The organism is Streptomyces mobaraensis (genome assembly GCF_020099395.1).
Lineage (GTDB): Bacteria > Actinomycetota > Actinomycetes > Streptomycetales > Streptomycetaceae > Streptomyces.
In genome coordinates, this window is record NZ_CP083590.1 from 5,416,230 (window position 1) to 5,429,283 (window position 13,054).

The window sequence follows — 13,054 nt, forward strand, 5'->3', positions numbered from 1 at the left end:
GCGGGGGCTTGCACCCTCACCGCGAAGCGGCCACCTGCCGCGCCAGCCGGTACGGAAACGCCCGGTACCACGCGTACGACACCGCGAACCCGAACGCGAGGCACAGCAGCCCCCCGACGGCGTCCAGCCAGAAGTGGTTCGCCGTCGAGACGATGACGGCGAGTGTCGCCACCGGATATAGAGCGCCCAGCACCCGCACCCACACCCACCGCGCCAACAGCGCGATGGTGACACCGCACCACACCGACCACCCGATGTGCATGGACGGCATCGCCGCGTACTGGTTGGAGACGTCGGCGAGGTTGCCGGAGGCCATGGAGCCCCAGGTGTGGTGCTGGAGGACGGTGTCGACGAAGCCGGGGCCGTCGTCCATGAGCCGTGGGGGTGCGAGCGGGTACAGGTAGTAGCCGAGGAGGGCGACGCCGGTGGTGGCGAAGAGGGCGAGGCGGGCGGCGCCGTAGCGGCCGGGGTGCCGGAGGTAGAGCCAGACGAGGACGCCGATGGTGAGGACGAAGTGGAGGGTGGCGTAGTAGTAGTTCATGCCGACGATGAGCCACGTCACCGAGTTCACGGCCTTGTTGACGGTGTGCTCCACGGCGATGTGGAGCGTCTGCTCGGTGGACCAGATCCAGTCGGCGTTGCGCTGCGCGTCGGCCCGCTGTTCGGGAACGGCGTTGCGGACCAGGGAGTAGGTCCAGTAGCCGATGGCGATGAGCAGCACCTCGAACCACAGCCGCGGGCGGCGCGGCGTCCGCGGTCCGCGCCGCGACGGCCGGTCCGCGGGTGGCCTGTCCCCGCATTCCCCGTTGGGCGGCGGGGAGGCCGTGCGGCCTTCCAGGGTCCTTGCTGTCGCTTCACCCATAGGCCCACAGTGTGCCAGAGTCCGCAGGAGCGCAGATCGACCTCAAGTCGGGTTTGGTGCGCTTTCGGCCGGGCGCGCGGACGTCGTACGGGCGCCCGGGACGCCGCTCCGCGCGGCCGGCGCCGAGGCCGTCGAACCGCGGACGACCAGCTCGGGCAGGAACACGAACTCGCTGTGCGGCGCGGGCGTCCCGCCGATCTCCTCCAGCAGGGCGCGCACCGCCGCCTGGCCCATGGGGCGCACGGGCTGGCGGATCGTGGTCAGTGGCGGGTCGGTGAAGGCGATCAGCGGGGAGTCGTCGAAGCCGACGACGGAGACGTCGCGGGGGACCTCCAGGCCCGCCCTGCGGGCCGCGCGGACCGCGCCCAGGGCCATCATGTCGCTGGCGCACACCACGGCCGTACAGCCGCGTCCGAGGAGCGCGGCGGCGGCCGCCTGTCCACCCTCCAGGGTGAACAGGGAGTGCTCGATCCATTCCGCCGCGTCGTCCGGCGCCAGGCCGAGCTGGTCCTGCATGCCGCCGAGGAAGCCCTCGATCTTGCGCTGGACCGGCACGTACCGGTGCGGGCCCAGGGCCAGGCCGATCCTGCGGTGGCCGAGCTCCGCCAAATGGGTGATGGCGAGGCGCATGGCGGCCCGGTCGTCGGGAGATACGAACGGCGCCCTGACGTGCGCCGAGAAGCCGTTGATCAGGACGAACGGGACGCCTTGCGCACGCAGCCGCTCGTAGCGCTGCATGTCGGCGGAGGTGTCGGCGTGCAGGCCGGAGACGAAGATGATCCCGGCGACCCCGCGCTCCACCAGCATCTCGGTCAGCTCGTCCTCGGTGGAGCCGCCGGGGGTCTGGGTGGCCAGCACGGGCGTGTAGCCCTGACGCGTCAGGGCCTGCCCTATCACCTGGGCGAAGGCCGGGAAGATGGGGTTCTCCAGCTCGGGCGTGATCAGCCCGACCAGGCCGGCGCTGCGCTGCCGCAGCCGCACCGGCCGTTCGTAGCCGAGGACGTCGAGTGCGGCCAGCACGGACTGGCGGGTGGAGGCGGCCACCCCCGGCTTGCCGTTGAGGACGCGGCTGACGGTTGCTTCGCTGACACCCGCCTGGGCTGCGATATCGGCCAGCCGTGCGGTCACGGGAGGTGACTGTACCGGTCGCGTCCCGGACTTCCCACCGGGCGCCGTCCGGGGCTTCCCACCGGACGCCGTCCTGGGCTTTCCGTCGGACGCCATCTCAGACTTCCCACCAGACGCAGGATTCCGCGGGCAGCCGGGCGGCTCCGCCGTGGAATTCCAGGGCGGCGGTGGCGAGCACCGGACGCCCCGGAACTGTCAGTTCCACCTCTTCCGGAAGGGTGTTGAGGGTGCAGACGAACCCCGGCCGGGCGAACGCCAGCACGCCCTCCGGCGCCGACAGCCACGTCATCTCCCCGGCGCCGAGCCCGGGCAGGGCGCGCCGCAGGGCGAGCGCGGAGCGGTAGAGCTCCAGCGTCGAGCGGGGGTCGCCGGACTGCGCCGCCACCGACAGCGTCCGCCACTCGGCGGGCTGGGGGAGCCAGCTGCCCTCCGGACCCGAGCCCGGCCCGAAGCCGTACGGCGCCTCCTCGCCCGACCACGGCAGCGGCACCCGGCAGCCGTCGCGGGTGCCGTCCTGGCCGTCCCCCCGGAAGAACGCCGGGTCCTGGCGCACCTCGTCCGGCAGGTCCACGACCTCCGGCAGCCCCAGCTCCTCGCCCTGGTAGACGTAGGCGGATCCCGGCAGCGCCAGCATCAGCAGAGCGGCGGCCCGGGCGCGGCGGGCGCCCCGCTCGCCGCCGCCGTAGCGGGTGGTGTGCCGCACCACGTCGTGGTTGGAGAGCACCCAGGTGGTGGGCGCGCCGACGGAGTGGGTGGCGGCGAGTGACGCGTCGATCACCTCGCGCATCGGCTCCGCGCCCCACGCGCAGGTCAGGAACTGGAAGTTGAACGCCTGGTGCAGTTCGTCCGGGCGGACGTACAGGGCCAGCCGCTCGGACGTCGGCGCCCACGCCTCCGCCACGCCGATCCGGTTCCCCGGGTAGGAGTCCAGCAGCCGGCGCCAGGAACGGTGGATCTCGTGGACGCCGTCCTGGTCGAAGAACGGCAGCACCTGGGCGCCGATGAGTTTGGCCTGTTCTTTTCGCCCGATGTCGGGCAGGCCGGGGGCCTTGACCATGCCGTGCGCCACGTCGATGCGGAAGCCGTCCACGCCGAGGTCCAGCCAGAAGCGGAGCACGGACTCGAACTCCGTGCGCACTTCGGGGTCGTCCCAGTTGAGGTCCGGCTGTTCGGGGGCGAACAGGTGGAGGTACCACTCGCCGGGGGTGCCGTCGGGGTTCTCGGTGCGCGTCCAGGCCGGGCCGCCGAAGACCGACTCCCAGTCGTTCGGCGGCAGCTCGCCGGCCGTGCCGCGTCCCGGACGGAAGTGGTAGCGCGCCCGTGCCCGGCCGCCCGGGCCGGCCGCCAGCGCCTCCCGGAACCAGGCGTGCCGGTCCGAGGTGTGGTTGGGCACGATGTCCACGATGACGCGCAGGCCGAGGCGGTGCGCTTCGCGGACGAGGTCGTCCGCGTCCTGGAGGTCACCGAACAGCGGGTCGACCGCCCGGTAGTCCGCCACGTCGTACCCGCCGTCCGCCTGCGGCGACGCGTAGAACGGCGTCAGCCACACCGCGTCCACGCCCAGCTCCGCCAGGTACGGCAGGCGTTCGCGGATGCCGCGGAGGTCGCCGATGCCGTCGCCGTCGCTGTCGGCGAAGGAGCGGACGTAGATCTGGTAGATGACGGCTCGGCGCCACCACTCGTCCGTGCCGGACGGGGTGGTGGATGTGGTGGGGGTGGGCGCGAGGTTGTGGGTCATGCGGGTCCTATCGGGTGAGGGTTGGGGAGGGTGGTGGTGGGGCGCCTGCGGCGGTCTGGTGCCCCGGTCCCGCCCTTTCACCGTTTCCGCGGGAGGGCCCGCACCCCTGAAGCGCGCTGCGCGCGCTGTCCTCAAACGCCGGACGGGCTGACTTTCAGCCCGTCCGGCGTTTGAGGACGAGCGGCGAAGCCGCGAAAAGGGGGTCTGGGGCGCAGCCCCAGGAAGCGGCGAAGTGGGGGTCCCCCCTCTGGGGGAGGGACCGGGGCACAACCCCGCCCGGAGGGCTACCCCTTCGTGCCGCCGGCCGTCAGCCCGGCGACGAGGTGCCGCTGGGCGAAGAAGAACGCCAGCCCCGCCGGCACGGTGATGAGCACGGCCGCCGCCGTCATCAGCCCCCACTCCGCCTTCTGCTGCCCCACGAACGTCTGGAGCCCCACCGCCAAGGTGTAGTGCTCCTCGCTGCTCATGAACTGGCTGGCGAAGGCGACTTCACCCCAGGCGGTGATGAAGGAGTAGAAGCCGGTGACGGCGAGGCCGGGCCGGGCCAGCGGGAGGATGAGCCGCCAGAACGTACCGAAGGGGGTCAGCCCGTCGACCCGCCCGGCCTCGTCGATCTCGGCGGGTATGGAGTCGAAGTAGCCCTTGAGCATCCAGGCGCAGAACGGCACGGAGATCGAGCAGTACGTCAGGATCAGACCGCCGTACGAGTCCAGCAGCTTCAACTGGCCGAGGATGTTGTAGAGCGGCACGATCAGCACCGCCATCGGGAACATCTGCACCACGAGGAACGTCCACATCAGCGGCCGGCTGCCGGGGAACCGCAGCCGCGACACCGCGTACCCGGCGGTAGCCGCGATCAGGACGCCGACGACGGTTGCGCCCAGCGCCACGATCAGCGAATTGCCGAACCAGGTCAGGAACTTGGTCTCGCCGAAGATGTGGGTGTAGTTCCCGAACCCGAACCCCGAGAACCGGGTGGGCTCCTGCCAGCCGTCCCGCCCCCGCAGCGAGACGAAGACGATGAAGAGGACGGGGAAGAGCGAGACCAGCGACGCCACGACCAGCGTCGCGTGCAGGGCGACGGACGCGCCGCGCGACCGCTCCCCGCGAGCCCGGGCCCGCACCTTCGTACCGCCGCTCATCGCGCCTCCTCCTGCCGTGCCAGCAGCCTGCGGTAGAACACGGCGAACACCAGCAGCAGCGAGAGGATGAGGATCCCGTACGTCGCCGAGCCCGCGTAGTCCCGGATGCCCTGGAAGGCCAGCCGGTAGGAGTACGTCACGAGGATCTCGCTCTCGGAGCTCGCGCCCTGCCCGATCAGCAGGTAGATGACCTGGAACATGTTGAACGTCCAGATGGTGCCCAGCAGGATCACCGTCCCGCTCACCGGCCGCAGCCCCGGCAGGGTCACATGGCGGAACCGCTGCCAGGGCGAGGCGCCGTCCATCTCGGCCGCCTCGTGCAGCTCGGCCGGGATGGACTGCAGCCCGCCGAGGATCGCGACCATCATGAACGGCACGCCGAGCCACACGTTGACCGCGACGGCCGCCATCTTCTGCAGCGTGCTGTCGCCGAGCCAGTCCACCGCGCCCACGCCCAGCTTCTCCAGCATCGCGTTCAGCACGCCGTACTTCGCGTTGAACATCAGCCGCCACGAGAAGGTGGCGACGAACGCCGGCACCGCCCACGGCAGGATCAGCAGCACCCGGTACAGCGCCCGGAAGCGCATTGTGCGGTTGAGCAGCAGGGCCAGGCCGAGGCCGATCGCGTAGTGCAGGAAGACGCAGGCGGCCGTCCAGACGACGGTCCAGCCGAGCCGGCCGTAGAAGTGGCCCTCCTGGCCGGAGAGCACCTTCCAGTAGTTGTCCAGCCCGACGAACTCGTACGTGGACGGGATGTGGTTGACGCCGATCGTCCGGCCGACGTTGGCCTCGTTGGCGTCGGTGAGGGAGAGGTAGATCCCCCGGCCCAGCGGGTATCCGACGAGGACGGCGAGGACGACGACCACCGGCAGCACCATCGCCCAGGCGTACCAGTGGGTGTCGAAGGACCGGCGGGCGCGCGCCAGCAGGCCGGGGCGCGGGCGGGAGCGGGCGGTCGTGGTCACGGCAGCGGTCACGGCATTACTCCTGGACCGCGTAGTCCTTGAGGAGGGCGGACTTCCACTCCTTGGCCGTGGCGTCCAGACCCGCCTGCGGCTCCTCCTTGAGCGTCAGGATCCGGGTGTAGTGCTGGAGCCAGACGGTGAACAGGTCGCCGCCCTGCGGGATCGGCGGGCGCGGGTGCGCCGTGGCCAGCGCCTCGTGGAAGGACTTGCGGACCGGGTCGGCCAGCACCTCCGGCGTGTAGGCCGCCTTGCGCGTCGGCAGCAGCCCGATCGCCTTCGAGATCTCGGTCTGGCGCTCGGCGTCCGTCATGAACCGGGTGAAGAGGTACGACGCGTCGAAGTTCCCCGATCCGGCGTAGACCACCAGGTTGTGTCCGCCCACCGGAGCCCCCGCCACCCCGGTCGACCCCGCCGGCACCGCCGCGATGCCCAGGTTGTCCTTGTTCTTGAACGCCTCGCCGCCGAACAGCTCCTTGGTCGCCCAGGGGCCGTCGACCAGCATCGCCAGCTTGCCGTTCTTGAAGTCCGTCTTCAGAGCGTTGTACCCGTCGGTGCCCGCCGGCTTGGGCGCCGCGCCCGACTTCACCAGGTCGACGGCGGTCTCGATGCCCTTGCGGGACGCCGCGTCGGAAATGGTGATCTTCTTGGCCGCCGCGTCGACCATGTCGCTCTTCTCGCCGTAGAGGAACGGCAGCGAGTAGTAGCTGTCCGGGCTGAGGCCGATGCCGTCCGCGCCCGCCTTCTCCTTGACCTTCTTCGCCGCCTCCTTGACCTCCTGCCAGGTGGCCGGCGGCTTGTCCACGCCCGCCTTCTTGAAGAGGTCCTTGTTGTAGAGGAGCCCGAGCGTGTCGGTGACCTGCGGGACGCCGTACGTCTTGCCCTCGTACGCCGCGTTCTTCAACGGCCCTTCGAGGAAGTCGTCCCGCTTGTCCAGGGCCGGCGTCCCGGTGAGGTCCTTGAGGTAGCCGAGCTGCGCGAAGCCCGGCGTCCAGCCGACGTCCGAGCGGAGCACGTCCGGGGCGCCCTTGCCGGTGGACGCGGCCGTCTTGAACTTCTGCTGCGCCTGGTCGAACGGCACGTTGACGTAATCGACCTTGATCTTCGGGTACTTGGTCTCGAAGTCCTTCACCAGCTTCTTGAACGCCGGTGCCTCGTTGGTCGCGTCCGACGTGTCCCACCAGGTGACCGTCCCGCTCACACCGCCCGGATCCTTGGCCGCCTTGGACCCGTCGCCCCCGCCCCCACCGCCGTCACTGCCGCAGGCGGTCACGGTCAGGGCCAGCACACCGACGACGGCGGCGACCGATATGCCTCTTCGCATCCGGTTCTCCTCATCACGAGGGCCGATCCTGGAGCGGGCGGCCCGAGCTGAGGAGGAAGCTAACAGGCTGCAATCTCTTGCGAAAGACCTTGCAAGGAGGGAAAGCGGGGATTCCGGCGTCGTCACCGGACCGTGTCCTGAGGGGTTGACCGGGGCGGGTGGGGCTCGTACGGTCTCGGGGCGCGGCGGGGCTGCCGCCTTCTTGCAGCGCGCTTGCAGCCGCCTTGCGGCCCTCGCGCGCGTTCCACGCCCCGCCACCCCGCCACCCCCGCATCCCCCCCACCCCGCCATCACGGGAGCCGACATGCCGCGTCGTACCGTCGTACGGAGGGCCCTGGCCGCCGTCCTCACCCTGCTGGCCGGGGCCACGCTCCCCGCCCCCGAGGCGCGGGCCGCCGCACCGGGCGGACGGGACGTCACCGCCGTCCTGTTCCAGTGGCGGTACGGCGACGTGGCCCGCGAGTGCGGCGCCGCGCTCGGGCCCGCCGGGTACGGCTACGTCCAGGTGTCGCCACCCCAGGAGCACATCCGGGGCCCGCAGTGGTGGACCTCGTACCAGCCCGTCGGCTACCGGATCGCCGGCCGGCTCGGCGACCGCGCCTCCTTCGCACACATGGTGACCGCCTGCCACCGGGCCGGGGTGAAGGTCGTCGTCGACGCGGTGCTCAACCACATGTCCGCCGGCTCCGGTAGGGGCACCGGCGGCACGGCGTACACGAAGTACGACTACCCCGGTACGTACGGGGACGCCGACTTCCACCGCTGCCGGCGGCCCGTCTCCGACTACACCAGCCGGGACGACGTCCAGAACTGCGAACTCGTCGGCCTGTCCGACCTGGACACGGGCCGCGAGGCGGTCCGCGACCGCCTCGCCCGCTACCTCGACGACCTGCTCTCGCTCGGCGCGGACGGCTTCCGGATCGACGCCGCCAAACACATCCCGAGCACCGACCTGGCGGCCGTCAAGGCGCGGCTGAGCAAGCCGGACGTCTACTGGAAGCAGGAGACGATCTACGGCGCGGGGGAGGCCGTCCGCCCGGAGGAGTACCTCGGCACGGGCGACGTACAGGAGTTCCGCTACGCCCGCGAGCTCAAGCGCGTCATGACGCCGGGGCAGGGGCACTTGGCCGAGCTGCGGAGCTTTGGCGAGGCGCGCGGGTGGGTGCCCGGCGGCAAGGCGTCCGTCTTCGTCGACAACTGGGACACGGAGCGCGACGGCAGCACGCTCAACCGCACGGCGGGTCCCGCGTACGCGCTGGCCAACGTCGCCATGCTGGCGTGGCCTTACGGGTCTCCTGACGTGCACTCCGGGTACGCCTTCACCGACCGCGACGCGGGAGCGCCGGGGGACGGCTGGACCTACGAGCACCGGCTCCCCGAGACCGCCCGCATGGTCGCCTTCCGTGACGCGGTGCGGGGCACGAGGGTCACGCGGTGGTGGGACGACGGCGCCGACGCCGTCGCCTTCGGCCGGGGCGCCAAGGGCTACATCGTCATCAACCACGGCCGCACCGCCGTCGCCCGCACCTTCGCCACGGCGCTCCCGGCCGGTGACTACCGCGACGTCCTGAGCGGACGGCGGGTGCGTGTGGGGCGGGACGGGCGGTTCACGGCGTCCGTGGCGGCGGAGACGGCGCTGGTGTTGCACGTGGGGGCACCCCACCCCCACCCCCAACCGACCGCTTAGGATGCCCCCATGAACCCCCGGCCGCCCCGCAGAATGGACGTGGAACAGCGCCGCCGGCAACTGATCACCGTAGCCCTGGACCTGTTCAGCCAACGGCCCCCCGAGGACGTCTCCCTCGACGACGTCGCCGCGGCGGCCGGCATCTCCCGCCCCCTCGTCTACCACTACTTCGCGGGCAAGCAGAGCCTCTACGAGGCGGCCCTGCGCCGTGCGGCGGACGACCTCACGGAACTCCTGACGGCGTCGGACCAACTCCCGCCCGGTGAGGGGCTGCTGGCCGTCGCCGGCCGGTTCCTGGACTTCGTCGAGACGCACGGCTCCGGCCGTTTCACGCTGCTCCGCGCGCACCCGGACCTGATCGACGGGGTGCGGGACGCGGCGTACGGCCAACTGCTCGCGCACCTGGGCGTCGAGACGCCGGGCCCCCGCCTGGAGGTGGTCCTGCGGTCGTGGATCTCGGTCGCGGAGACGGCCGCCCGGTGGTGGCCGGACGGCCGCCGGATCCCGCGCGCGGAGCTGGAGTCGCAGCTCGTGCACTCGTTCGTGGCGCTGACGGCGGTGGGCGCGGCGCACGACGACGGGATGGCGGCCGTGCTGCGCCGGATCGTGGCCGAGGAGCCGGCGGACGGCCCGTTCACGGAGGCGGCGACGGCGCTGGCCGCGCTCTGACCGCACGCGACCGTCGGCGTCGCCTCAGCCCGGTGCCGCTGTCTCCGCCGGCCCGGCCCCGGTGTCATCGCCGGCCCGGCCCCAGCGCCGCTGTCGGACCCGACCACGGCCACGGCCCCGGCCTGGGCGGCGCTGTGGCCCGGCGCCGCCCGGGCCCGGCCGACGGTGACGCCGCGCCCGGCCCTGGCCACCCCACTGCGTCCCCGGCGTCACCGCAGCGCGGCCACCCGCTTCCCGTCCCGCGTCCGCCCGGCCAGCCGGGCGACCGCGCCCTGCCCGGCCGGGAGGGCGAGGGCCGGGCCGGCCCCGGTGCCGTGGACGCCGCCCGTCGAGGTGATCGAGACGATGTCCGGACTGCCCGCCGCCAGCGCGTACCAGTTCCCGCCGGGCGACTTCCACAACGCGCCTGCCAGGGCGTGCGGTTGGCGGGTGCCGCAGGCCGGGGTGTCCTCCGCGCGGGCGACGACGGCCGCCTGGGCGGCGGGCCGGCCGCCGGGCGTCAGGAACCCGGCGACCGCACGGCTGCCCGCCCCGCGCCAGGTCTCCGCGCGGGTGCACAGCCACTCCGCGACGCCCGCCCCGCCGGGCAGCGGCTGCCGGGCGAACCGCCAGGCGTTGACGGCCCGTACGCCCTGCGAGCGCAGGCTCGGCAGCAGGCAGGCGGTGTGCGCCCAGACGGCGCGGTCGGCCGCGCCCGTGTCGGCGTCCCCGGTCGTCGGGCCCGGAGCGGGCGCCCCGCCCGTGAGCCGCGCCGGGACCAGCTCGCCGAGGTCCGTCACCAGCCGCCCGCCCAGCTGGAGCACCGGCCAGGACCGGCAGTCGCCCGCCGCCGCGGGACCGGCCGTCGGGTCCGTCACCCCGTCCGCGCTCCGGTGCAGCGGCTGGGCGGCCCCGGCCGGGTCGAGGAGGTCGCGGACGGCCGTCGACGCGACCCAAGGGGCCGTCAGGTAGCGGACGTTGCCGTCGGTGCGGCCGAGGACGACGGCCGTCGCCGCGTCGGCGTCCGCCGCGTCCGTCCGCGCGAAGTCCAGGGCGGCGGCCGTGGCGTCACCGTTCCTCGGCTCGGCGTACCGCACGACGCGCAGGCCGTCGTAGAGCAGGACGACCACCGCCGAGTCCACCGCGCCCGCGTACAGCAGCTGCGGCGGGCCGGGCGCGGGCCCGGCCGGGGTGCCGGGGGTGGCGGTCACCTGGACCGTGCTCCCCGGGCGGGCCCAGACGGACAGCGCCCGGCGCAGCAGCGCCTCGTCGTCCGTACGGTCGCCGCGGGCGGGCCAGGAGGCGAAGCCCGGACGGTCGGCGCGGCGCCAGGCGTCGGCCGGGGCGCGGGTCAACCTGCCTGGATCGAGGGCCTGTTCGGCGGCGGCGTTCCGGGCGTACGCCGGGGCCGCGGCGCCGTCGGGCCCCCAGCCGCCGCCCGGCACGGCGAGCAGCACGCCGCAGACCGCGGTCGCCGCGAGGGCCGCCGCCGCGGCCCGCAGGTGCTGGCGGCGGCGCATCAGGTCGGTGGGCCGGGCCTGGAGCGAGCAGGGGTCGAACTCCGCGGACTTCAGCAGCGAACCGTCCCGGGAACCCGCCGGCACCTGGGCGGCCGCGGCCTCGGAGAGGGCCGCGCCCGGCTCGGCCACCCCGGCCGCCGCCAGCAGCGCCCGCACCTCCCGGTCGGTCGGCAGTTCCAGGGCGCGCAGCACGAACGCGGCCCGGGCGGGCGGCGAGAGCCGGCCGAGCGCCTGGTCCAGGGCCAGTTCGTCGGCGCCTCCCGAGCGGGGGAACAGGCGCAGCCCCCACACCTGCGGCAGCGGCGGCGGCAGCAGCCCGGGCCGCGGCGGCCACAGCCGGCCGCGCGGCCGGCCCGCCGCCAGCGCGCCGCGCAGGACCCGCAGCCGGACGTACGCGTAGCCGGGGTCGTCGTTCCGCCGCTCCTCCGGCCCGCGTGGGCCCGGGACGGTGTCCGGGGCGCACTCGACGAGGCTCACCCGGTTGCGCGGCAGGGACCGCTGCACCAGCGCGTGCGCCGTGAGCACCCTGCGGTTGCGGCCGAGACCGGCGGGGAGTACGAGGTAGCCCAGCCGCACCAGGCGGGGATAGTGCTCGACGATCGCGGCCTCGGCCTGCTCGATATCTAGGGGGCAGAGGGGGCTGACGGGACTGGGGGTGCTGGGGTGACCGGCGGGGGCGTCGTTGCCGGCGGGGGGCCGGGGGGCTGTCGCTTGCTGCTCCACGTCGGTAGAACGAGTGAATGGTGGGATGGTCACCTCACCCCGGCGAGCGACGGCGCACGGGTGCGCCACCCGGCTGGGGGAGGGGCGCTCGCGCTCTGTGGCGGGGCCGGAAGCCCAGGGCTGCGGCGTGCGCGCCCACGTGTGGCGGCGCCCGCGTAACGGAGCGTCCGTTGGGGGAGGGGCGGCGGCGGGGGCGCCGGGCTCCCGGGGCCGGGCGTCTGGGCGTCCGTCCGCGCTCGCGTCCGTACGTCCTGGTGGCTGTACGTCGTCGCGCCCCGGTCGTGTCCTGCCGCGCGGGCGGGTGGTCGGCCTGATGAATGGGGCGCCCGAGCGGGGGCCACCAGACCCGAGGCCCGCGCGCCACCGCGTCCCGCGCCCGACGCGCCCCGCGCTCCTACGCCACGTACCGCGCGCGGATCCGGTTCACGGCCGCGTCCGGGACGCCCAGCCCGACCCGTACGTACCCCTCGACCGTCCCGTACAGCCGCCGTACCTCCTCCAGCGCCGCCGCCAGGTACGCCGGGCGGACGCCGAAGACCGCGGAGGCGATCTCGGGGTCGCCGCCGGCCGCGGCGAAGCGGTCGGTGATCGGGGCGAAGGCGGCCCGCACCGCGGGCGCGACCGCCAGGTACTCCTCCTCCGCCGTCTCCCGGGAGGCGCCGAGCAGGAGCAGGAGGACCGTCGCGGCCCAGCCGGTGCGGTCCTTGCCGGCCGTGCAGTGGAACAGCAGCGGCCCGCAGTCCGGTTCGGCGAGGGTGGTGAGCAGCCGGCCGTAGGCGCGGCAGGCGGCGTCGGAGGTGACGAACGCGCGGTACGACTCGCACATCAGCTTCTCCGCCTTGCCGCCGCCGAGGCGTTCGTCCGCGGCGGCCGGGCTGCCGAGCACCGACTCGATGCGCGCCGGCATCGCGGCGCCGCCCGGGAGCGTCCCCTCGGCGAGGACGTCGGCGACGATCAGCCGGGCGCCGCGCGGCAGCCGGTCCGGGTGCTCGCGGCGCTCGTTCTCGCTGCGGAGGTCCACCACCGTGCGGATGCCGAGCGCGGCGACGGCCGGGTCCGCGACCGGGTCGTGCCGGTCGAGCTGGCCGGAACGCAGCAGCAGGCCGGGCCGGACGGCGGAGTTGCCCACGAGCGCGATGCCGCCGAGGTCGCGGAGGTTGATGATGGTCGAGGCGTCGAACTGCGGCATGCGCGCGTCTCCCTCTTGTCGGCCTTCGGCACTGTCGCGGGCGTTTTTCCGCTTTCCACTTTTATTGTGGAGAACCGTAGCCGAGCCCGCGACGGCACCACCGTGCGAGGGTCGCTTCGCCGGGGCGGAGG

The 13,054-nt window shown here is 73.7% G+C and carries 9 protein-coding genes and 1 pseudogene; 2 read left to right on the forward strand and 8 right to left on the reverse strand.

The genetic code is table 11. The annotated features are described in order from the left end of the window. Positions 1–16: 16 nt before the first annotated feature. From K7I03_RS23855 to K7I03_RS23880, 6 genes are all read right to left on the reverse strand, one after another. Positions 17–862: a phosphatase PAP2 family protein gene (locus K7I03_RS23855; RefSeq protein WP_185940495.1), complete on the reverse strand. Its 846-nt coding sequence runs from the start codon at positions 860–862 to the stop codon at positions 17–19. Between the two features lie 42 nt (positions 863–904). Further along, positions 905–1,990: a LacI family DNA-binding transcriptional regulator gene (locus K7I03_RS23860; protein ID WP_185940494.1), complete on the reverse strand. Its 1,086-nt coding sequence runs from the start codon at positions 1,988–1,990 to the stop codon at positions 905–907. A gap of 97 nt (positions 1,991–2,087) precedes the next feature. After that, positions 2,088–3,728 (reverse strand): glycoside hydrolase family 13 protein, encoded by a 1,641-nt coding sequence (locus K7I03_RS23865; RefSeq protein ID WP_185940493.1) that lies wholly within the window; start codon positions 3,726–3,728, stop codon positions 2,088–2,090. A 284-nt stretch (positions 3,729–4,012) separates the two neighbouring features. Beyond that, positions 4,013–4,870 (reverse strand): sugar ABC transporter permease, encoded by an 858-nt coding sequence (locus K7I03_RS23870; RefSeq protein WP_185940492.1) that lies wholly within the window; start codon positions 4,868–4,870, stop codon positions 4,013–4,015. Next, positions 4,867–5,748 (reverse strand): carbohydrate ABC transporter permease, encoded by an 882-nt coding sequence (locus tag K7I03_RS23875; RefSeq protein ID WP_221902480.1) that lies wholly within the window; start codon positions 5,746–5,748, stop codon positions 4,867–4,869. The genes K7I03_RS23870 and K7I03_RS23875 overlap by 4 nt, the downstream gene beginning before the upstream one ends. Before the next feature lie 103 nt (positions 5,749–5,851). Further along, positions 5,852–7,156: an extracellular solute-binding protein gene (locus K7I03_RS23880; RefSeq protein ID WP_185940490.1), complete on the reverse strand. Its 1,305-nt coding sequence runs from the start codon at positions 7,154–7,156 to the stop codon at positions 5,852–5,854. Between the two features lie 304 nt (positions 7,157–7,460). Here K7I03_RS23880 and K7I03_RS23885 point away from each other — a divergent pair. Continuing rightward, positions 7,461–8,813 (forward strand): annotated as a pseudogene (locus K7I03_RS23885) (alpha-amylase); the annotation flags it as partial. Positions 8,814–8,852: 39 nt separating this feature from the next. Continuing rightward, positions 8,853–9,512, forward strand: coding sequence for a TetR/AcrR family transcriptional regulator (locus tag K7I03_RS23890; RefSeq protein ID WP_224347190.1), 660 nt, complete (start codon positions 8,853–8,855; stop codon positions 9,510–9,512). Positions 9,513–9,721: 209 nt separating this feature from the next. Here K7I03_RS23890 and K7I03_RS23895 read toward each other — a convergent pair whose 3' ends face one another. After that, the gene (locus tag K7I03_RS23895; protein WP_185940488.1) at positions 9,722–11,734 is read right to left on the reverse strand and encodes a hypothetical protein; all 2,013 of its coding nucleotides are present in this window, start codon (positions 11,732–11,734) and stop codon (positions 9,722–9,724) included. Positions 11,735–12,128: 394 nt separating this feature from the next. Further along, entirely contained in the window at positions 12,129–12,923 is a 795-nt protein-coding gene (locus K7I03_RS23900) for a tyrosine-protein phosphatase (protein ID WP_185940487.1), read from the reverse strand. Between the last annotated feature and the right edge of the window lie 131 nt (positions 12,924–13,054).